The organism is Mycobacterium sp. 050272 (assembly GCF_039023525.1).
Taxonomy (GTDB): domain Bacteria; phylum Actinomycetota; class Actinomycetes; order Mycobacteriales; family Mycobacteriaceae; genus Mycobacterium.
This window is the reverse complement of record NZ_JBCHKV010000014.1, coordinates 15,734-34,643: the sequence shown is the minus strand read 5'-3', so window position 1 is coordinate 34,643 and position 18,910 is coordinate 15,734. Positions and strand designations below refer to the sequence as shown.

At 64.8% G+C, this 18,910-nt stretch carries 21 protein-coding genes; 10 read left to right on the top strand and 11 right to left on the bottom strand.

The window, feature by feature from the left end:
* Together AAHS21_RS22860 and AAHS21_RS22855 are read right to left on the bottom strand one after the other, a co-directional pair.
* A complete protein-coding gene (locus AAHS21_RS22860; RefSeq protein WP_342929836.1) occupies positions 1–1,203 on the bottom strand; it encodes an amidohydrolase family protein in 1,203 nt (400 codons plus the stop codon).
* A gap of 18 nt (positions 1,204–1,221) precedes the next feature.
* Positions 1,222–2,079 (bottom strand): enoyl-CoA hydratase, encoded by an 858-nt coding sequence (locus AAHS21_RS22855; RefSeq protein ID WP_342929835.1) that lies wholly within the window; start codon positions 2,077–2,079, stop codon positions 1,222–1,224.
* Between the two features lie 295 nt (positions 2,080–2,374).
* Between AAHS21_RS22855 and AAHS21_RS22850 the strand changes: the two genes are divergently transcribed.
* Together AAHS21_RS22850 and AAHS21_RS22845 are read left to right on the top strand one after the other, a co-directional pair.
* The gene (locus AAHS21_RS22850; protein WP_342929834.1) at positions 2,375–2,605 is read left to right on the top strand and encodes a hypothetical protein; all 231 of its coding nucleotides are present in this window, start codon (positions 2,375–2,377) and stop codon (positions 2,603–2,605) included.
* Positions 2,606–2,701: 96 nt separating this feature from the next.
* A complete protein-coding gene (locus AAHS21_RS22845; RefSeq protein WP_342929833.1) occupies positions 2,702–2,920 on the top strand; it encodes a CsbD family protein in 219 nt (72 codons plus the stop codon).
* A gap of 89 nt (positions 2,921–3,009) precedes the next feature.
* Here the strand turns inward: AAHS21_RS22845 and AAHS21_RS22840 are convergent, their stop codons facing one another.
* Together AAHS21_RS22840 and AAHS21_RS22835 are read right to left on the bottom strand one after the other, a co-directional pair.
* Positions 3,010–4,014 (bottom strand): dihydrodipicolinate synthase family protein, encoded by a 1,005-nt coding sequence (locus tag AAHS21_RS22840; RefSeq protein WP_342929832.1) that lies wholly within the window; start codon positions 4,012–4,014, stop codon positions 3,010–3,012.
* 33 nt (positions 4,015–4,047) lie between these two features.
* Positions 4,048–4,845 carry an SDR family oxidoreductase gene (locus tag AAHS21_RS22835; protein ID WP_342929831.1) on the bottom strand — a complete coding sequence of 266 codons (798 nt, stop codon included), beginning with the start codon at positions 4,843–4,845 and terminating at the stop codon, positions 4,048–4,050.
* Positions 4,846–5,096: 251 nt separating this feature from the next.
* Here AAHS21_RS22835 and AAHS21_RS22830 point away from each other — a divergent pair, with 251 nt between their 5' ends.
* A complete protein-coding gene (locus AAHS21_RS22830) occupies positions 5,097–5,903 on the top strand; it encodes a TetR family transcriptional regulator (RefSeq protein WP_342929830.1) in 807 nt (268 codons plus the stop codon).
* 15 nt (positions 5,904–5,918) lie between these two features.
* Here AAHS21_RS22830 and AAHS21_RS22825 read toward each other — a convergent pair whose 3' ends face one another.
* Both AAHS21_RS22825 and AAHS21_RS22820 read right to left on the bottom strand, forming a co-directional pair.
* Complete coding sequence (locus AAHS21_RS22825; protein ID WP_342929829.1) at positions 5,919–6,809, bottom strand: enoyl-CoA hydratase/isomerase family protein; 891 nt, start codon at positions 6,807–6,809, stop codon at positions 5,919–5,921.
* Positions 6,806–7,483 carry a hypothetical protein gene (locus tag AAHS21_RS22820; protein WP_342929828.1) on the bottom strand — a complete coding sequence of 226 codons (678 nt, stop codon included), beginning with the start codon at positions 7,481–7,483 and terminating at the stop codon, positions 6,806–6,808. Before AAHS21_RS22820 ends, AAHS21_RS22825 begins: the two co-directional genes overlap by 4 nt.
* Before the next feature lie 129 nt (positions 7,484–7,612).
* Here AAHS21_RS22820 and AAHS21_RS22815 point away from each other — a divergent pair, with 129 nt between their 5' ends.
* From AAHS21_RS22815 to AAHS21_RS22790, 6 genes are read left to right on the top strand one after another with little or no spacing between them, the layout of a single operon-like run.
* Entirely contained in the window at positions 7,613–8,434 is an 822-nt protein-coding gene (locus AAHS21_RS22815) for an enoyl-CoA hydratase-related protein (RefSeq protein ID WP_342929827.1), read from the top strand.
* Between the two features lie 10 nt (positions 8,435–8,444).
* A complete protein-coding gene (locus AAHS21_RS22810) occupies positions 8,445–9,257 on the top strand; it encodes an enoyl-CoA hydratase-related protein (RefSeq protein WP_342929826.1) in 813 nt (270 codons plus the stop codon).
* The gene (locus AAHS21_RS22805; RefSeq protein ID WP_342929825.1) at positions 9,248–10,051 is read left to right on the top strand and encodes an enoyl-CoA hydratase/isomerase family protein; all 804 of its coding nucleotides are present in this window, start codon (positions 9,248–9,250) and stop codon (positions 10,049–10,051) included. Before AAHS21_RS22810 ends, AAHS21_RS22805 begins: the two co-directional genes overlap by 10 nt.
* Entirely contained in the window at positions 10,051–11,532 is a 1,482-nt protein-coding gene (locus AAHS21_RS22800; protein WP_342929824.1) for an AMP-binding protein, read from the top strand. Before AAHS21_RS22805 ends, AAHS21_RS22800 begins: the two co-directional genes overlap by 1 nt.
* Positions 11,522–13,087, top strand: a complete 1,566-nt coding sequence (locus AAHS21_RS22795; protein ID WP_342929823.1) for a class I adenylate-forming enzyme family protein — start codon at positions 11,522–11,524, stop codon at positions 13,085–13,087. Before AAHS21_RS22800 ends, AAHS21_RS22795 begins: the two co-directional genes overlap by 11 nt.
* Positions 13,080–14,606 (top strand): class I adenylate-forming enzyme family protein, encoded by a 1,527-nt coding sequence (locus AAHS21_RS22790; protein ID WP_342929822.1) that lies wholly within the window; start codon positions 13,080–13,082, stop codon positions 14,604–14,606. Before AAHS21_RS22795 ends, AAHS21_RS22790 begins: the two co-directional genes overlap by 8 nt.
* Here AAHS21_RS22790 and AAHS21_RS22785 read toward each other — a convergent pair.
* The 3 genes from AAHS21_RS22785 to AAHS21_RS22775 all read right to left on the bottom strand — a co-directional run bounded on the left by AAHS21_RS22785 (position 14,603) and on the right by AAHS21_RS22775 (position 16,009).
* The gene (locus tag AAHS21_RS22785) at positions 14,603–14,965 is read right to left on the bottom strand and encodes a hypothetical protein (protein ID WP_096289515.1); all 363 of its coding nucleotides are present in this window, start codon (positions 14,963–14,965) and stop codon (positions 14,603–14,605) included. The genes AAHS21_RS22790 and AAHS21_RS22785 overlap by 4 nt on opposite strands.
* Before the next feature lie 77 nt (positions 14,966–15,042).
* Entirely contained in the window at positions 15,043–15,351 is a 309-nt protein-coding gene (locus tag AAHS21_RS22780; RefSeq protein ID WP_342929821.1) for a hypothetical protein, read from the bottom strand.
* A gap of 1 nt (position 15,352) precedes the next feature.
* Positions 15,353–16,009 carry a DJ-1/PfpI family protein gene (locus AAHS21_RS22775; RefSeq protein ID WP_342929820.1) on the bottom strand — a complete coding sequence of 219 codons (657 nt, stop codon included), beginning with the start codon at positions 16,007–16,009 and terminating at the stop codon, positions 15,353–15,355.
* A 75-nt stretch (positions 16,010–16,084) separates the two neighbouring features.
* On the opposite strand from AAHS21_RS22775, the gene AAHS21_RS22770 reads away from it, so the two are divergent.
* Positions 16,085–17,023, top strand: a complete 939-nt coding sequence (locus AAHS21_RS22770) for a helix-turn-helix domain-containing protein (protein WP_342929819.1) — start codon at positions 16,085–16,087, stop codon at positions 17,021–17,023.
* On the opposite strand, the gene AAHS21_RS22765 is transcribed toward AAHS21_RS22770, so the two are convergent.
* Positions 17,020–17,700, bottom strand: coding sequence for a GntR family transcriptional regulator (locus AAHS21_RS22765; protein WP_342929818.1), 681 nt, complete (start codon positions 17,698–17,700; stop codon positions 17,020–17,022). The two genes, AAHS21_RS22770 and AAHS21_RS22765, sit on opposite strands and share 4 nt — an antisense overlap.
* Before the next feature lie 4 nt (positions 17,701–17,704).
* On the bottom strand, positions 17,705–18,898 hold the full coding sequence (locus tag AAHS21_RS22760; RefSeq protein ID WP_342929817.1) for an acyl-CoA dehydrogenase family protein: 1,194 nt from the start codon (positions 18,896–18,898) through the stop codon (positions 17,705–17,707).
* Between the last annotated feature and the right edge of the window lie 12 nt (positions 18,899–18,910).

The following is an 18,910-nucleotide window of genomic DNA, read 5'->3' as shown; positions in this document are numbered from 1 at the left end:
CTAGGCCGCCACGGTGGCTTTGACGCCGAGCAGATCTAACGCATTGTCGCGCATGATCTTCCGGATGTCCGAGTCGCTGAAGGCCGTGAGTTCTTCGACGAACGACACCGGCGATTCGAGGCCCTCGCCGTGCGGCCAGTCGGAGCCGAACAGAATCTTGTCTACGCCGACGACCTCGGCCAGCTCCGCCAGGTCGTCCTCGTAGTACGGGGCGATCCACACGTTGTTGCGCAGCTGCTCCACCGGGTCCTCGGGAAAGTCGCGCGGCTGGGTGTTGGCCGCCTTCTTCAGGCGCTTGACGAGCCGATGAACGAAATACGAACCGTTTTCGATGCTCACCGCCTTCAGGCTAGGGTGGCGGGTGAACACACCGTGCACGATCATCGAGGCCATCGTGTCGTGAATGGCGCGGTCGTCGAGCAGCACATTGTCCAGCGGATCCTTGGCGCCGAACCCTTCGAACGTCGCCTTGCCGCCCCACGCCGCCGCGATGTGCAGATAGCCGCTGTCGGACAGGTGGAAACCCACCGGCACCCCAGCCTCGGCCAGCCGCGCCCAGACCGGATCGTGACTGGGGTCTCCCAGCGACCGCGGCTTGACCAAGCCGGGCACCGGCGCCGGGCGCACCAGCACCAGCTTCGCACCGCGGGCCAACACGAAATCGACCTCCTCGAGCGCCTTGACCGGGTCGGCCAGCGAGATGATCGGCGCGGAGATGATTCGGCGATCCGGACGGTCGAAGCCCCAGTCCTCGTCGAGCCACAGGTTGAACGCATGCACCGACGCCATCGTCGCGTCGATGTCATGCTTGAGCGCTTCTTCGACTCCGCACCCGAACGTCGGCAACATGAAGACGGTGTCGATGTCCTGGGTGTCCATCACCGTGATGCGGGCGTCGCGGTTCTGGTACTCGGGGTGTTCGGCCAGCCGCTCGACCTTCATCAGCGAGGCCGGATCGACGCCCTCGGGTATCTCACCGCGGAACAGCAGGTCGAGGCAGCCGGGCACGATGATCGGGTCGAAGGTGGGGTTGGGGACGAAGTGGTTGACCTTACCCCCGATCACCGCCAACGTGCGCTTGCCCTGGGTAACCATCTGGACACCGCGGCTCTTGAACGCCTTGTCCAGGTGACGGGTGAACGCGTCCAGCGGTTCGTAGTAGTGGTTGTCGACGTCAATCGCCTTGTAGCTCAAGCTATTCATGATCTTCCTTCCCTGGAACTACGAGTCCGTCGGGCGCAGCGTTGGAAACCGCGGGGGCCGCTTCTCGAGGAAACTCGTGATCCCTTCGATGACGTCCGGCCGCGACATCGCGTCGTGCACCAGGGCTTCGGAGCGGGCATTGGCGTCCACGACGTCGCGGATGTCGTCGCCGTAGACCTGCCGTTTGATTACGGCCATCGATGCCGGCGAACAGTTTTCGGCCATATCCTCGGCGTACTCAAGGACGCGCTTCATCAGGTCGTCGGCCGCCACGACCTCTTTGACCAGGCCCAGATCGGCGGCCTCCTCGGCAAGAAAGGTCCGTGCACTCAGCAGCAGGTCGAGCGCAATTCCCATGCTGGTCAGCCGCGGCAGAATCCAGGAGATGCCGAATTCGGCGATCAAGCCCCGGCGAGCGAACACGGCGCCGAATTTGGCTCCGGCAGCGGCGAACCGCACGTCACACATCAGCGCCTGGGTAAGCCCGATGCCCACACAGGCGCCGTTGATGGCCGCGATGACGGGCTTGCGCAGCGTGGTCACGAAGTGCGGCGGTCGTTCGCCGACCAATTCGGCCAGGTTCGTCGCCCCGGCCTGCTGCATCGATTCGCCGACATTGGCCGCCGCGCTCGGCGCGCCCAGATACGCACCGGCGCAGAACCCCCTGCCCCGACCGGTCAGCACGATCACCCGGATCGCGGGATCGGATTCGGCGCGGTCGATGGCGGCATAGAACCCGGCGGCGATGTCGGGACCCCACGCGTTGAGGCGGTCCGGCCGATTGAACGTCAGGATCGCGACGCCGCTGTCGGTGGTCTCGTACAGCACCGCGTCGCCGGCCCGAGAGTCCTGGGAGGCGCCGTTGCTGCCGGACATTCCGCGGCACCTCCTGAGGCTTTCGACTACTGATTTCGATGGGCTTTGTACCCATACTGTATACCTATCGGTACTGCATTCCACAACTGTCCGAGCGGCCCCTTGAACCGGCGCCAAACAGCGAGTTTCGCAATACGCAACCGCGGTCCGGACGGCCCAAATCCGTCCCGATGCGCGCCGCATTGTTTGGGATCAGGGTGGACCGGGTTACCGACACCTCGACACGACGGACGTGCAGTTGAGGCAGCTAAGGGGATCAGCGTTGAAAGAGGCAGTAAAAACGGCTTGGCACCGCATGAAACAGGCGCGATCGGCAGTCATGAAGTTCGAGGCGACGTGGGCGGGAATTCAATTCCTGTTCGCACTCGGGCCGATCGGGGTCGTCATCGGCGTCATTTTGTGGGTACGAGGGCAACGAAAGCGCGCTGCGCAGGCGCATACGACAGCGCCGGCCGGCAGTGACGCCGCAACCGAAGTCCCCACGCCGGTGGCCGCGGACGCTGCCGCCAACGGGCTGGCTCGCTGACACTGTGTCGAGCGCCACGTTCCGATCGTGTTTTCCCGTCGGGCGGCTGGGAAGAGGAAGTAGTGGCACCCACTAGGCAGGAGGAGGGAATCGCCAATGGTTGACGTCATCAGGGGCATGGTGGAAGACGTTGTCGGCAAGGCCAAGGAAGTAGTCGGTACGGTCGCCGGTCGCAACGACTGGATCACCGAAGGCCAGGCGCAGCAAGACAAGGCAGAAGCGCTGCGCAACGCCTCGAAGAAAGAGGCCGAAGCCGACAAGGCGCGTGCCGAAGCGAAAGTTCACGAGGCGCGTCAACGCGCCGAGCAGAACTAGCCCACGCGCGTTCGCAAGGCCCGGTCACCCCCCTCGGTGGCCGGGCCTTCGTATTCGGCTGCAGCACAAGGGCTTTGGACGTTCGGCTGCTAGTTAATGAGTCCTAGCTTGCGATACGCCGTCTCCATTTGGGCTTTGGCCGTCAGCGGCAGCTCCGCCTGCGGAGGCCGGGAATGCGGATACGAACCTATCGGCAGGCCCAATAGCGAAGCAGCATACTTGAACGCCCCTCCCCAGTGGGTGAAGTAGTCCGATCGCCCTGGATAGCAGGTCCACCACGGACCGACGTCGAGATCGAATTGGTCCAGTCCGGACTCGCGACCGTAATCCATTGCCTCGATCAGCTTGTCGGACATCACCAGATCCCAGTACTCGGAAAACAGTCGCCGCTGCGGAGTTTCGAACAGGTAGCCGGCGGTGCCCAATTGTGCCGGGCAGACGATTCCGTCACGCAGCCATCCGGCCCGGTACACCGTCTTGTCGCATTCCCACACCGCCAGGCCTGGTGCCAGTTCATGCAGCATTCTGCTCGCCGCGGGCCGGAACGCGCCCTCCTTGGTGGCGCATATCGCGGGCACCTCGTCGTAAATGCGGGCACTTTCGGCTGGGGTCAGCACATAACCCGAGGACGGGGAATTGAACATGCCCAACGCGATATCCGTGCGCGCAGCAACGTATTTGAAGAAGCGCAGCACGCCGTCGCCGCCGTGTGCCTCCATCATCGGTGTCTGGATGTAGACGATGTCCGCACCCGACTCCTGGGCGTGCAGCGTCAAATCCAGACAGTCCTTGGCCGACATGGCCGCCGTGCAGGACTGCACCACCACACCGGGATTGATGCGGCGTGCCTCTTCGATCGCCACCTCCAGCAAGCGCTTGCGCTCGTCGTTGGTCAGCGACCAGAACTCGGAAAGCCCGCTGGTGCACCACAGCATCGGGTGGCCGAGATCGCCGACGCAGTACCGCACCAGCGTCCGGTAGGCGTCCCAGTCGATGTCGTCACCGTCGGTGCCGCAAAACGGCGTGTAGAGAGAGTCGCCGATTCCCCGCAGTGCTCCGCGCGCCCAGGCGCGTGCCTCAGCAGCTGTCGCCACAATCCACTCCTTTTGTCGGCTAAGCGATTTGAGTCAGGTGAAGTCTGAACCACCGTCGACGTTGATGTTGGCGCCGGTCATGTAGGAGTTGCGCCGCGATGCGAGAAACGCGACGACGGGCCCGATCTCTTCCGGCAGGCCGGCACGCGGCATATGCGCCGGATGCCCAAAGTGCTTGTCGATGGCCTCCATCAGACGATAGGGGTCGCTACCGTCGACACCGACCGAGTCGGCCCAGCCGATGAGCGACTCGGAGGCGATGCTGCCCGGAGACACCACGTTGACCAGGATCTCGTCTTTGGCGAGCAACAACGACAGGTTCTTCGACACGCTCGTCAGCATCGCCTTGGCCGCGGTGTAGGCAGGCAACATCACACTTTGTCGCTGTGTCGAATGCGCCGAAAAGTTGACAACCCGCGCCCACTGCGCCTTGCGTAGCAGGGGCAGCGCCGAACGCACACAGCGCACCATCCCCAGCACGCCGTCTTCGACGGCCTCACGCCACTGGTCGTCGGTCAGCTCTTCGAAGCTGCCCGGCGCTGACGGTCCGACCGTATTGATCAGTACGTTGAGTTCGCCGTCCCATCGGGTGGAGACCTCGGCGAATACCTTGTCGACCTGCGCGGCGTCACCGATGTCGGCCGCGAACCCAACCGCGTCCGGACTGCCGCGTTCAATGAGATCCGCCACCGCATTGTCGAGGACGGCTTGGGCTCGGCCGACCAGCGCCACCCGTGCGCCGTCCTCGGCGAGGCAACGGGATGCGGCCAAACCCATGCCGCGGCTACCGCCGACAACTACAGCTGTCGCGTTCCCCAGACCTAGATCCATCGCGATTTCCGCGGCTCATGGGGTGCGGCAGCCGATGGCTTGCGTCCGGTCATCTTCGCCCGTCCAGCCTTCTATACCAAAAAGCCTACGATAGGTATTACAGTAGCAGATGGAAAAGCGTACGAGAGCCCCGTTGACGGCCCTACCCGAATGGCGACACGCCTACGTATACGCAGGTGGGAGCACATCTGCCGGTAGATTTGATTCAATCGGTGGCACGATTTCAGACCGTACGCCCAGGATACATTTTGATGGAGGTGCCCGTAGTGGCAAAGCAGGCAACCGCTGATAAGCGTCAACGACGCGAACGCGGGTCCATCAACCCCGATGACATCATCAGCGGCGCATTCGAACTCGCGGAGCAAGTCTCGATCGACAACTTGAGCATGCCGCTGCTCGGCAAACACCTCGGCGTCGGAGTCACCAGCATCTACTGGTACTTCCGCAAGAAGGACGACTTGCTCAACGCGATGACCGACCGCGCGTTGAGCAAATACGTGTTCGCCACGCCCTATGTCGAAGCCAGCGATTGGCGCGAAACCCTGCGCAACCACGCCCGCTCGATGCGTAAGACGTTCATGGGCAACCCAATTCTGTGCGATCTGATTTTGATCCGCGCGGCGCTGAGCCCCAAAGCGGCCCGACTCGGCGCCCTCGAGATGGAGAAGGCGATCTCCAACCTGGTCGAGGCCGGCCTCACGCCCGAAGACGCTTTCGACACCTATTCGGCGGTCTCGGTCCACGTCCGCGGCTCGGTGGTACTGCAGCGGCTCTACGAAAAGAACCAGTCCTCCGACGTCGGCCCGCGCGCCATCGAGGACGCCGTTGCCATCGACCCCGAAAACACCCCGCTGCTCGCCCAGGTGAGCCGGATAGGTCACCGGATCGGTGCGCCGGATGAAACCAATTTCGAGTACGGCCTCACCTGCATCCTCGACCACGCCAACCGGTTGATCGACGAGGGGTCAAAAGCCGCCAAGTCGACGACATCCCGGCCGCGCAAGGCGACGAAGTCGGCCTCTCCTGGTGCCCGGGCGAAGGCAACCGCGGACCGTTAGGCGCGAATTCCGTTACTAGGCTTCGGGTTCCGGCACATGAAAGTGCTCGTCGCGTAGCCGGAACGCCTCCTTGGTGCCGTGCTGGGCGCGGGTTTTGACGAAGTTGAATTCGTCCGGCCCGAATTGCAGGTTGGTGCCGTAGGCGTGGAAGAGATAACTCGCGACTTCCTCACCGTTGTACGCCTGGGACTGCTCGACGAGGCGGAATGCTTCCTTGGCGATCACAACTCCGTCGGCCGGCATCTTCGCCGCCTTCTCGGCCCAATAACGAGCGCGCGCGGTCACGGCGCCGGGATCGCAAGTGTCGGTGAAGATTCCGAGATGTTCCAGCTCGCCCGCTTCGATGACGTCACCAGTCAACAGCAGGCGCCGCGCCAGGACCGGACCCAACCGGTGGAAGAACATGTGCAGGCTGCCCAGCGCGGGTCCCAGGAACCGGGTCGCCGGCATGCCGATCTTGGTGTCACGCGCGATCACCGAGATGTCGGTCATCAGCGCCATCTCGAAGCCACCGCCCAGGGCGTACCCGGATATCTCCCCGACCGTCACCTTCGGGAAGCCCATGAAGTTGTGGTAGAAGCTAAATGACTTGCGGTCCACCGCAAGTCGCCTGCGCTGGCTGGGCCGGCGCTTGGCCGCGGCCTCGTCGGGCGCCTTGGACTTCTCGCCATACCAGCCGTATGCGTTGTTCATGTCGGCCCCGGTGGAAAAGACACCCTCGGCTCCGCGCAGCAGTACCACAGTCAGATCGTCGTCTTCGGCCACCTGATCCAGGCACCGGCCGACTGCCTCGCGCATGGTGGCGTCATAGGAGTTGCGCTGCGTGGGATTGTTCAGGGTGATCGTCGCGATTCTGTTGCCGGGATCAACCTCGAAAAGCACGCGATCGTCGCTCGGGGCAGTCATGTCGCGGATTGCTTTCGCCGCCTGCCGAATCGATAGCCGGTCAGCTTGTCGGGCTGCGACGCCAGGGTATTGACCCGGCCGATGCACAGCACCTCGTCGCCGCGCAGCAGCCGCGCGGTCGACTCGATGCCTCCTTCGATCTGCGAACGGGCAATCTCGAAGCGCAGCTCGGTCAGCAACGGCGTGGGCCGCCGGAAACTCACGTGCAGCGATCGCGTCTTGCCGGATAGTCCCATAACGCAACTGTGATGCTGAATCACGCAGTCGAAGAACACGGACAGAAAGCCACCGTGCACCAGTCCCGGCGGCCCTTCGTAGACGACCGGGAAGACGACCCGCCCCTCGGCCTTGTCGGCATCGAGGTAGTCGAACGAGTACTCGGGGAAGGACGGGTTGTAGGCGCCGATGTCCGTGGCGTGGTTGAGATAAACCCGTCGCGGGTCGTCGTCCATCTCCCCGATTCGGGGGGCGTGGTCCTGCGGCGCGGCGCAGGACAGCTCGCTTTCCCATTCGCCGAACTTCGCCAGCATCGCGTCGACCGTTGGGTGCGGATGTTCCAGCGAGAGCAGTAGTGAACTCAGCCGCCGCATCGCGCCGGCGGCCGCCATGGTTTGAGCAAGGGGCGTCTCGCCGAATTTCGCGTCATCGGCGCGTACCGGTGTCCCCTCGGGCATACGACCCTCTTTCACCGGGTGCGACCCGGTTGTTCCGTCGGCAGCGTTTCCTTGATAACTTATACAGCGTAACAATCGTATTGCCTACTGTATGGGTAACCGTATCGCTGAGAAAGGCCGGATCCGACGGTGAGTCACGACGCCGATGCGGCCGACGCGCAGGGGTCGGTGATCGCACACCGGGACGGCGCGATTCTGCGGCTCACCCTCGACCGCCCACAGCGCCGTAATTCGTTGACCCACTTGATGATCGAGACATTAGTCCGCGCGCTGGCCGAGGCCGCCGCCGACGACTCGTTGCGCGCGATCCACCTGCGCGGCGCCGGGCAAGACTTCTGCTCGGGCGCCGACTGGGTCGCTACTAACGACGGCAGTGGACAGCGGCCGCGCACCGGGGACCTGGTGCGCCGGATTCCACATGCCGCGCACCGGTTGATCGAGCTTGTGCAATCCATCCACCTCCCGGTGGTCTGCACGGTTCGGGGCTGGGCGGTGGGCATGGGCTGCAATCTCGCCCTCGCCGCCGACTTCACCGTGGCAGCCGACGATGCCGTGTTCTGGGAGCCGTTCATCGAACGGGGTTTCAGCCCGGATTCCGGTGCGAGCTGGCTGCTGCCCCGACTCGTCGGGATGGCGCGAGCCCGGCGCATGCTGCTGCTCAGTGAGAAGGTGGGCGGAGCCGACGCGGCCGACTGGGGCTTGATTCACCAGTCCGCCCACCCGGCCGAACTCGACGACACCGCCGAGCAGCTGCTGGTGCGCCTCGCCGACGGCCCGACCGTCGCGCTCGGACTGGCCAAGCAAGCCCTGAACTACGGCCAGCACGCGTCGCTGGGCCAGTCTCTGACACAGGAGCTGTTCAACCTGGAATTGTCCTGTCGGACGCATGATTTCAAAGAAGGTCTGGAAGCCTTCCGGCAGCGACGCGCGCCGAAATTCGATGGCCGCTGAAGGGACAAGAATGCCTGCTGACTCGTTCGACACCATCAAATACGAGGTCGACGGGCACACCGCCACGATCACACTGAACCGGCCGGAGGCGCTCAACGCACTCAGCCCGCACATGGTCTCCGAGCTGCGCGCCGCCTACCACGAGGTCGAAAACGACGACAACGTCTGGCTGACCATCGTGACGGGTACCGGACGCGCGTTCTGCAGTGGGGCCGATGTCAGGGAGATTCCCGAAGACGGCAAGGTGATTTACGAGCGGCCGTATCTGTCGACCTACGACCAGTGGGAGGCCCCGCAGGAGGGCACTCCCCCGTTCCGCACGATGGCCAAGCCGGTCATCACCGCGGTGAACGGAATCTGTTGTGGCGCTGGCATGGACTGGGTCACCACGACAGACATCGTCATCGCATCCGAACAGGCGACGTTTTTCGATCCGCACGTCAGCATCGGGTTGGTGGCCGGTCGTGAATTAGTGCGGATCTCCCGGGTGCTGCCCCGCTCGATCGCCTTGCGAATGGCCTTGATGGGTAAGCACGAACGGATGAGCGCCGGACGCGCGTACGAGCTCGGATTGATCAGCGAGGTCGTCGAGCACGACCTGCTGCTGGCCCGTGCCCGCGAGATTGCCGACGTCGTCAATTCCAATGCGCCACTGGCGGTCCGAGGCACCCGGCTGGCGATTCTGAAGGGCTTGAACGTGCCGCTGCACGAGGCCGAGATCATGGCCGAAACCTTCCGCGAACGGGTGCTGCGCACCGAGGACGCCGCCGAAGGCCCGAAAGCCTTTGTCGAGAAACGCAAACCGAATTGGCAATGCCGTTGAGTACCCCACATTTCGAGACCATTCTTCTTGACGTCGACGCGGACGACCACGTCGCAACCATCACGCTGAATCGTCCCGATCAGCTGAATGCGTTCAACCGCACCATGTGTGAGGAGATGGCCGAAGCGTGGCGCACCGTCAGACTCGACGAGTCGGTGCACGCGGTGGTGCTGCGGGCCGCCGGCAGCCGGGCCTTCAGCGCGGGCCTGGACATCAAGACGCCGTACGGGCAACCCGAAAACATATGGAATCACCAGGATCCCGGCGAACTGCTCAGCCCCAAGTGGCAGAAGTTGTGGAAGCCGGTGGTGTGCGCCGTCCAGGGCATGTGCACCGCGGGTGCCTTCTACTTCATCAACGAGTCCGATGTGGTCATCTGCGCACAAGACGCAACATTCTTCGACTCACACGTCTCGGCAGGCCTGGTCTGCGCGCTGGAGCCGATCGGCCTGATGCGCCGCATCGGCCTGGGCGAAACGTTGCGCATCGCGTTGATGGGCAACGACGAACGGGTCAGCGCCGACACGGCATTGCGGATCGGCTTGGTGTCCGAGGTCGTCGCGACCGACCAGCTCGCCAGCCGAGCCCACGAGATCGCCGCGTCGATTGCGGCCAAGCCGCCGTCGGCCACGCAGGGCACCGTCAAGGCGATCTGGGAATCGCTGGACAGGCCCTACCGCGCCGCCATGGAGCAGGGGTTGATCTACACCCGGCTGGGCAATCCCCTGGGCACCGCCGAACTGGTGGCGCAGCAGGGCGCCGACCGCAAGGCTGCCGATCCAAAGATCCGCTGATGGGCCATCATCGGCTGAGTCAACGCATCGCCGACGTACTGGAGCTGCGGCCGAGCGCACCCGCGATCGAGTACGACGGTCGATGGCTGTCGTGGGGCCGGATCGCCGACGCGGCGCGGCACATGGCGTCGGTGACCGCCGAACACCGCGACAACCCTGCGATCGGGATGCTGCTGCGCAACCGGCCGGGCCAAGTGGCGGCGTTCCTCGGCGTGCTGCTGGGCGGGGGAACCGTGGTGACGATCAATCCATCGCGGGGCGACGAGCGCACCCGAGCCGACATCGCCGCACTCCGACTGCCCCTGGTGGTAGGTGAGCCCGAAGATCTGGCTACCTTGGTTACTCCCGGCACGCCGACCATGCCGATCTCCGGATGCCTCGCCGGGCCCGGTGAATCGGTAGGACAACACGACGCAGCTTCGGCCGCAACGCAAATCGCGGTGCGGATGCTGACCAGCGGAACGACGGGTCCGCCCAAGCGAATCGATCTCGGCTATGACATGCTGGCGCGCAGCGTGATGGGTCCGAACCCCGATCAGACGCCGGCGCCGCAAGAACTGCGCCGCGGTGTCGCGATCATGAACTCGCCGCTGGTGCACATCGGCGGCGTGTTCCGGGTCCTGCAATGTGTCACCGAAGCGAGATCCTTTGTGCTGCTGGAACGCTTCGAGCTCAACGCCTGGGCACAGGCGGTGCGCACGCATCGGCCGCGCGCTGTCTCGCTGGTGCCGGCCGCGTTGCGGACGGTGTTGCATTCCGCGCTTACGCGTGCCGATCTGGACAGTATTCGAGCGGTTACCTGCGGCACGGCACCGCTGTCGGCCGACGATGCCGACGCCTTCACCGAGAAATACGGCATACCCGTCTTAACATCCTATGCCGCAACAGAATTCGGTGGCGGGGTGGCCGGCTGGACCCTGGCCGACTACCAGCAGCATTGGGCCACCAAACGCGGTAGCGTCGGGCGGGCCAACCCGGGCGCCCAGCTGCGGGTGGTCGACGACGCCGGCACGCCGTTGGGAGCCGACCAGGTCGGGCTGCTCGAGGTCAAACCGGGACAACTGGGGCGTTCGGTGCCGTGGATGCGGACCACGGATTTGGCGCGCATCGACGCCGACGGCTTCCTGTGGATCGTCGGGCGCGCCGATCAGGCGATCATCCGCGGCGGCTTCAAGGTGATGCCCGACGACGTGCGCGTCGCATTGGAGGGGCATCCGGCGGTAGCGGGCGCGGCCGTGATCGGGCGGCCCGACGCCCGTCTGGGCGAGACACCGGTCGCGATGGTGCAGCTGCGCGACTCCCGCGGCACCGATCCCGATGCGTTAGTGCAGTATCTGCGAACGCGGTTGGCGCGCTACGAGATTCCTACCGAGATCGCAATCGTCGGTGAGATTCCGCGCACCCCGTCGGGTAAAGCCGACCTGAGTGAGATCCGCCGGTTCTTCGACGAATCCGCGGCGCAGCGCGATCATGTCCGGTGATTCGACGGTCGCTGACGTCCTGCGGCAGCAGGCCGGCTCGCGGGACAACCATCCGCTTCTCGTGTGCGACGCGGAGCGGATCAGCTACGCCGAAGCCGACGTCGCATCGGCGGAGCTCGCCCGCGGACTGATCGCCCTCGGCGCGGGCAAGGGGACCCATGTGGGAGTGCTCTACCCCAACGGCACCGAGTTCGTCGTTGCGATGCTGGCCGCCGCCCGGATCGGCGCTGTGGTGGTGCCGTTCTCGACGTTCGTCACCGCCCGCGAAATGGGCGAGCAGCTGGTCGACAGCGATGTCGAAATACTGTTGACCGCGGCGTCTTTTCGCTCCCACGACTATGTGCGGCGGTTGGCCGAGGTGCTTCCGGACGTCGATCTCGACTCCCGGTTGTTAACACCGGCCGCCCCGCAACTGCGCCACGTCGCAATCACTCACGAGACGGTATGCCGACGAGCCGGCGCCGTCGACCCCGAGCTGCTGCGGGCGATGGAAGCCGACGTCTACGGCTGCGATCCGCTAACGATCGTCTACACGTCGGGATCGACCAGCGCCCCCAAGGGTGTGGTGCACACTCATGCCGCGCTGCTGGGACATCAGCGCAACCTCAACAAGATTCGCGGATTGAGCGCGGCGGACAAACTGTTCTGCAATTCGCCGTTCTTCTGGATTGGCGGGTTCGCGTTCGGTCTGCTGGCCAGCCTGGTGGCCGGTTCGACCTTGGTGTGCTCCAACGCCACCGACGCGGGGGCGATGCTGGACTTGCTGGAAACCGAAAAGCCGACGGTGACCAACGGATTCGCGGCCGGCATCGCGCACCTGGCCGAGCACCCGAGTTACCCCGGACGTGATCTGTCGTCGATGCGGCGCGGCAACCTCTATCCGATCATGGCCCCCGACACCAGGCCGGCCGATCCGGAGCTGCGGCACAACATGCTGGGCATGACCGAGGCCGGCAGCGTCGTGCTGGTCGCGGGGGACGAATCCGATCAGCCCGAAGCGCGGCGCGGATCGTTCGGCAAGCCCGCACCCGGATTCGAGACGATGCTGATCAACCCCGATACGGCCGAACCCGTCGCCGTGGGAGAGGTGGGCGAACTCTGCATCCGCGGGCCGTATGTGATGCAGGGTTACTACAAGCGGGCGCGCGAAGAGTGCTTCGACGCCGACGGCTGGTTGCACACCGGCGATTTGGTGCGCACGGATGGCGACGGCTTCGTCTATTTCGTCGGCCGGCGCAGCGCGATGATCAAGACGGCCGGCGCCAACGTCTCGGCGGCCGAGGTCCAGATGGCCATCGCCAAGGTCACCGGCGGAGCTGCGGCGTACGTCATCGGCCTACCCGACCCACGGCGGGGACAACTCGTCGCCGCGGTGGTGGTCCGGCCGGACGGCGCGACTGCGCTGGACACCGTGACGTTGAGCGAACGACTCAAATCCGAACTGTCCGCGTACAAGATCCCCAAACGGTTCATCAGCTTGGCACGCGCCGACGTGCCGCTGATGTCCAGCGGCAAGGTCGACATCCAGCGCCTGAAGCAGCTCTTCGATGCCTGACACCATCGACGCGCTGGTCCGGCTCCGAGCCGGCCGCGACGGGGATACGCCAATGGTGATCGATCCTACGTCTCGGCTCAGCTACCGCGAACTCGATTCGACGACAGACGATTTGGCGGCGAGATTCATCGAAGCCGGCGTCGGCAAGGGTACCCGGGTCGGATTGATCATGCCCAACAGCGTCCGTTGGGTGCAGATCTCCATCGCGCTGGCCCGCATTGGCGCCGTGCTGGTTCCGTTGAGCACCCTGCTGCGGGCCCGCGAACTCGTCGCGCAGCTGCGCATCGCGGCCGTGCAGTTCCTGGTGAGCGTCGAGGAATTCCGGGGTCATCGCTATCTCGACGACCTCAAGGCGGTGCCGCGGGCCGAACTGCCTGCGCTACGCGATGTTTGGTCGACCGGACAGCTTGACGGGGCTGCCGCGAGTGATCGCGCCCGCCATATCGTCGACGCCATGACCGCAACGGTGGCCACCGCCGACCCGCTGGTCATCATGTTCACCTCCGGCAGCAGCGGCACACCCAAGGCAGTCGTGCACTCACATGGCAACGCGTTGGGCGCCGTGCGGTCGGGTCTCGCGGCGCGGTGCATCACCTCCGAAACCCGTCTGTATCTCCCGATGCCGTTCTTCTGGGTGGGTGGTTTCGGCAGCGGAATACTGTCCGCCCTGCTGGCCGGCGCCACCCTGGTGACCGAAGAACTCCCCCGGCCCGAAACCACGCTGCGATTACTGGAACGCGAGCGCGTCAACCTGTTTCGCGGCTGGCCGGATCAAGCCGAGGCACTGGCCCGGCACGCGAGCGCGGCCGGCGTGGACCTCTCGGCGCTGCGTCCGGGCAGCCTGGAAGCCCTGCTGCCGCCCGAGCAGCGGGCCGCGCCCGGAGCCCGGGCCGCGCTGTTCGGCATGACCGAGACTTTCGGGCCGTACTGCGGCTACCCCGCCGACACGGATATGCCGACGACGGCGTGGGGCAGCTGCGGAAAACCGTTCGACGGCGTGGAGGTCCGCATCGTCGACCTCGACAGCGGAGAGCCCCTCGCGGCGGGTACCACCGGGATGATCCAGCTCCGTGGACCGCACACGATGCGGGGGATTTGCGGTCGTAGTCGCGAAGAACTGTTTACCGTCGACGGCTTCTACCCCACCGGCGACCTCGGCCATCTGGACGAGGACGGATTCCTGTTCTACCACGGGCGATCCGACGACATGTTCAAAGTCAGCGGCGCGACGGTCTACCCGAGTGAGGTCGAGCGAGCGTTGCGCACGATCGAGGGCATCGACAATGCCTTTGTCACCAATGTGCCTGGCACCGCGGGGGAACGGGTAGGCGCGGCGGTGGTGCGCGGTGATCGCGGGCTGACCGCCGCGCAGTTGCGCACCGAGGCGAAGGCCGCGCTGAGTTCGTTCAAGGTTCCGACGGTGTGGCTATTGCTGGACTCCGACGACGACGTTCCGCGGGGCGGCACCGGCAAGGTCGACATCCGCCGACTGCGCGAGATGCTGGACGATGGGCGTTAGGGCACCCGCGTCCAGGGTTGACAGTTCAGCGACTCGAAGGCTTTCACCGAAGTATTGATATTCGCGAACATCGGACCGATCGAGGTGTTCGTCTGCAGTACGTGGTCCTTGTTCGCATCGGGCGTGCTGTAGGTGAACCATGAGCACATCGAGTCCTGGGTCGGCACATTGTTGATCCACACGCCGAATGCCGAGCCCGATCCGCCGGTGTGATAGAGACCGGGCGCGATGTCGACCCCGACGACAAAGACGCCGTTACCGGGGATCGGGTCGAGCAAATCAGCATGCGCGGGTGCCGCGAACGCGATCGCCGTCGCGGTTGCAACGAAGAGGGCCGATACCCGAAGCGTTGGAGTCATCTTCTTCTCTCCATTCGTTGCCCACCCTGATGGCAGCGTATGCCCCGCCCCGCCCCAGCAACAAGCGATGGCGACGGCTACCGGCGAACCCCGGATACCGCCGAGCGTGGCAGCCGGCCAGCGCGAGAGTGTCCGCGCAGGACATCACCGTGGACCAGCACGTCGAAAGCCAGATTCAGCCGCATGGGCCGGCTCACCGACTGCCGCCAGGTGAGTCGAGTACCACCATCCGCCGGCTCGCTGGTAAGACCTTGCAGCGCAACGGTTTCGTCTTTGTAAGTCGCCGTACCGGCGAGCCTGTCGCGCAGCTGCGTGAACGCGTACAGCACCGCCAGCGTCCCGATCGGGGTCTTGATCGTCACGTCCCAGTTGCCGTCGATGCTCAACCTAAACCTCCACAGGTTCTCGGCCCACCGGCCGCCATACGGTGCCCCGCCGTTCGTATTCGAAGAGTTCCTCGACGGCGTGGGCTATTCGAGGACCGTAGAAGCGATCGAGCAGATACAGCGCCAGGTCAAGCCCCGACGTCACGCCGCCGGCGGTCACCAGATCTCCGTCGTCGACGACGCGGGCCGCGACCGGGTACACGCCCGCGGCCTCGAGCAGATCCAGACCCAAACGATGCGTCACGGCGTGACGTCCTTCGATAAGGCCCGACATCGCCATCACCACCGAACCGCCACACACCGCTGCCATGGTCACGTCGGGATTGGCGAATGCCTTGTGCAGCAGCGGAGTCAGTTCGGTCTGTGCCGCCCGTGCCAACAACACCGGAATGGTCTCGACGCCGTCATCGGGGTCACCGGCGATCGGCCCGCTGGCACCGGGGACGATCACACACCCGGGTTCGGACGGATCGAGCACGGCGGTGGCGGCCAGCGTCAAACCGCGGGTCCCGCTGGTCACGCGGCGAGGGCCTTCCGCCGCAACCAATGTCACCCAGAGCTCGCCCGCGACCATATCCGAACCGGCGGCCAGAACCTCGAACGGAGCGATGACGTCCAACGGGTCGAACCCGTCGTACAACACGATTTGCGCATGCACCCGGCAATGTTCGCCCGTCGCGGCAACTCAGACCAGTGGCTGGATTGCCACATTGCGCCGGTATATTGCCAAGCCATGCATTCCGTCGCTGTTCTGGCTGAGCCCGACACCATCGCCTTCGACCTCGCGATAGCGGTCGAGGTCTTCGGCCGTGTCTGGCTCGACAATGGAGCGCCGGGCTACCGCGTTCGAGTGTGCGGCTGCGAACCCGTAGTCGCGGCGGGGCCAATCCGGATCGCGACGGACTTCGGCCTGGACGAGCTCGCCAACGCCGATACCATCGTCGTGCCGGGCCGCAATGATGCCGCGGCAGCAGTTCGCGGCGACGTGATTGCGGCATTGAAGTCCGCTTACCACAAGGGTATTCGAATCGCATCGATCTGTAGCGGTGCGTTCACCGTCGCCGCCGCGGGAATACTGGACGGCAAGCGGGCGACCACGCACTGGCTTGCGGCGGAGTTGTTTTCGGCGACTTACCCGACCGTCAGACTTGACGCCGATGCGCTCTATGTCGACGAAGGCCAAGTCCTCAGCTCGGCGGGGGCGTCGGCCGGACTGGATCTATGCCTGCACATGGTCGCGCGTGATTATGGCTCGGCCGCAGCCGCTGACGCCGCCCGCCTCGCCGTCACACCCCTGCACCGCAACGGTGGCCAAGCACAATTCATCATCCGCAATCGGCGCATGTCCAACACCGAACTCGACGGCCTATTGGTGTGGATCGAGAACAACGCGCACCTGCCACTGACGCTGCGCGACATTGCCCGCCAGGCCGCCTGCAGCGAGCGGACGATCAATCGCCGATTCAAACTCGAGACCGGTCAAACGCCCATGCAGTGGGTCAACAATGTTCGGATCCGCCACGCGCAACAACTACTGGAGAGAACTGCCGACAGCGTCGAAACCATTTCGCGTCAAGTAGGTTTCACGTCAGCGACGAATTTCCGCGAGCAATTCCGTCGGCTGTCCGGAGTATCGCCGCAGAGTTACCGAAGCACCTTCCGCCAGAGCTAGGACTCTTCGTCGAGCACCACACCGCGCGCGACGAGATGGTCGATCAACGGGATGGCGCCGGCGGCAAGGTGTTCCGACATCGCCGCGCGGGCAAGTTTGTCGTCGTGAATTTCAAGCGCGGTCAAGATCTCCCGATGGTCCTTGATCGACTGGCTCGGCCAGCCCTCGATCGAGGGGAACACCGATTCGGGGGCATAACGGGTGATCTGCGACATCAACTGAGCGAGTTTCGGCGAGTCCGCCGCGACGTTGATGGCCCGGTGAAACTCGTGGTTCAGCCGGACCGTCCGCTCGTGGTCATCGCCGGCATAGGCCCGTTCCAGCTGGGCCTGGAGTTCCTTGAGTTCTCCCAGCTGCTCGGCAGTGATGTTGACCGCGGCCCGCGCGGCCAGCTCCCCACCGACATGTGCCTGCACGTTCGCCACGTCGGTGACGTCTCGGCCGGTGACCGGCAACACCACGAAGCCGCGACGGGGCTGCTGGGCGATCAGTCCCTCGGCGCGCAGCGCGAACAGCGCCTCACGGACCGGCGTGACGCTGATCCCCAACTCGGCCGCCAATTGATCCAGCCGAATATAGGACCCCGCGGTATAGACGCCGTCGAATATCCGCCCACGGATAATCCGCGCGACGTCCTCGGAGAGTTGAGGCCGCGCAACGAAATCCGGAACGCTCATCTGCCTACACCTGGTATTCCGCGAGCAATCGCTTGCTGATGATGTTCTTCTGGATCTCGCTGGTGCCCTCGCCAATCAGCAGGAACGGCGCGTCGCGCATCAACCGCTCGATCTCGTATTCCTTGGAATAGCCGTAGCCGCCGTGGATCCGGAAGCTCTGCTGAGTCACCTCGGTGCAGTATTCGCTGCACAGATATTTGGCCATTCCGGCAGCGACGTCGTTACGCTCGCCCGAATCCTTCAGCCGCGCCGCGTTGACCATCATCAGATGTGCCGCTTCGACTTTCGTCGCCATCTCGGCCAACTGAAACGCGATGGCCTGGTGCTCGGCGATCGGCTTTCCGAACGTCTGGCGCTGTTGCGCATAGCGCACCGCGAGCTCGAAGGCACGCAACCCGACGCCACACGCGCGTGCCGACACGTTGACCCGGCCGACCTCGATGCCGTCCATCATTTGGAAGAAGCCCTGTCCGGTGATGCCGCCGAGCACATCGTCAGCGGTGGCCCGGTAACCGTCGAAAATCATCTCGGTGGTTTCGATGCCCTTGTAGCCGAGCTTGTCGATCTTGCCCGGAATGTGCAGGCCGGCAACGACTTCGCCGAATCCGACCGGCTTCTCGACCAGGAATGCGGTCAGGTTGCGGTGCGGTTTGTCCGAGCCTTCGTCGGTGCGCACCAGCACCGCCACCAGGGTGGAGGTGGCGCCGTTGGTCAGCCACATCTTCTGGCCGTTGATGGTGTAGGTGCCGTCGGCATCGCGGCGGGCCCGGGTGCGGATCGCCGCCACATCAGAACCCAGCTCCGGCTCCGACATCGAAAACGCACCGCGAGTCTCGCCGGCCGCCATCCGGGGCAGGAACCGCTGTTTCTGCTCGTCGGTGCCGTGCTGGCGCAGCATGTACGCCACGATGAAATGGGTGTTGAGCACCCCGGATACGCTCATCCAGCCGCGCGCCAGCTCTTCCACGCACAGCGCGTAGGTCAGCAGCGACTCCCCCAGCCCGCCGTACTGCTGCGGAATCATCAGTCCGAACAGGCCCATCTCGCGCATCTGGTCGACGATGTGCTGCGGGTAGGTGTCGCCACGTTCGAGTTCGGCCGCGTTGGGGATGACTTCTTTCTCCACGAATTGGCGCACCGTGGCGATGATCTCGGTCTGAAATTCGGTCAGCCCGAGGGTTTGGGCGAGCTTGGTCATGTGCTGCGATTC

What these genes read in the sequence shown, in the direction of transcription:
- AAHS21_RS22805 (WP_342929825.1), top strand. Translation starts at nt 9,248, where the DNA reads ATGCCGTTGAGTACCCCACATTTCGAGACCATTCTTCTTGACGTCGAC.
- AAHS21_RS22830 (WP_342929830.1), top strand. Translation starts at nt 5,097, where the DNA reads ATGGAGGTGCCCGTAGTGGCAAAGCAGGCAACCGCTGATAAGCGTCAA.
- AAHS21_RS22810 (WP_342929826.1), top strand. Translation starts at nt 8,445, where the DNA reads ATGCCTGCTGACTCGTTCGACACCATCAAATACGAGGTCGACGGGCAC.
- AAHS21_RS22765 (WP_342929818.1), bottom strand. Translation starts at nt 17,700, where the DNA reads ATGAGCGTTCCGGATTTCGTTGCGCGGCCTCAACTCTCCGAGGACGTC.
- AAHS21_RS22820 (WP_342929828.1), bottom strand. Translation starts at nt 7,483, where the DNA reads ATGCCCGAGGGGACACCGGTACGCGCCGATGACGCGAAATTCGGCGAG.
- AAHS21_RS22770 (WP_342929819.1), top strand. Translation starts at nt 16,085, where the DNA reads ATGCATTCCGTCGCTGTTCTGGCTGAGCCCGACACCATCGCCTTCGAC.
- AAHS21_RS22825 (WP_342929829.1), bottom strand. Translation starts at nt 6,809, where the DNA reads ATGACTGCCCCGAGCGACGATCGCGTGCTTTTCGAGGTTGATCCCGGC.
- AAHS21_RS22790 (WP_342929822.1), top strand. Translation starts at nt 13,080, where the DNA reads ATGCCTGACACCATCGACGCGCTGGTCCGGCTCCGAGCCGGCCGCGAC.
- AAHS21_RS22850 (WP_342929834.1), top strand. Translation starts at nt 2,375, where the DNA reads ATGAAACAGGCGCGATCGGCAGTCATGAAGTTCGAGGCGACGTGGGCG.
- AAHS21_RS22855 (WP_342929835.1), bottom strand. Translation starts at nt 2,079, where the DNA reads ATGTCCGGCAGCAACGGCGCCTCCCAGGACTCTCGGGCCGGCGACGCG.
- AAHS21_RS22860 (WP_342929836.1), bottom strand. Translation starts at nt 1,203, where the DNA reads ATGAATAGCTTGAGCTACAAGGCGATTGACGTCGACAACCACTACTAC.
- AAHS21_RS22835 (WP_342929831.1), bottom strand. Translation starts at nt 4,845, where the DNA reads ATGGATCTAGGTCTGGGGAACGCGACAGCTGTAGTTGTCGGCGGTAGC.
- AAHS21_RS22760 (WP_342929817.1), bottom strand. Translation starts at nt 18,898, where the DNA reads ATGACCAAGCTCGCCCAAACCCTCGGGCTGACCGAATTTCAGACCGAG.
- AAHS21_RS22795 (WP_342929823.1), top strand. Translation starts at nt 11,522, where the DNA reads ATGTCCGGTGATTCGACGGTCGCTGACGTCCTGCGGCAGCAGGCCGGC.
- AAHS21_RS22845 (WP_342929833.1), top strand. Translation starts at nt 2,702, where the DNA reads ATGGTTGACGTCATCAGGGGCATGGTGGAAGACGTTGTCGGCAAGGCC.
- AAHS21_RS22785 (WP_096289515.1), bottom strand. Translation starts at nt 14,965, where the DNA reads ATGACTCCAACGCTTCGGGTATCGGCCCTCTTCGTTGCAACCGCGACG.
- AAHS21_RS22800 (WP_342929824.1), top strand. Translation starts at nt 10,051, where the DNA reads ATGGGCCATCATCGGCTGAGTCAACGCATCGCCGACGTACTGGAGCTG.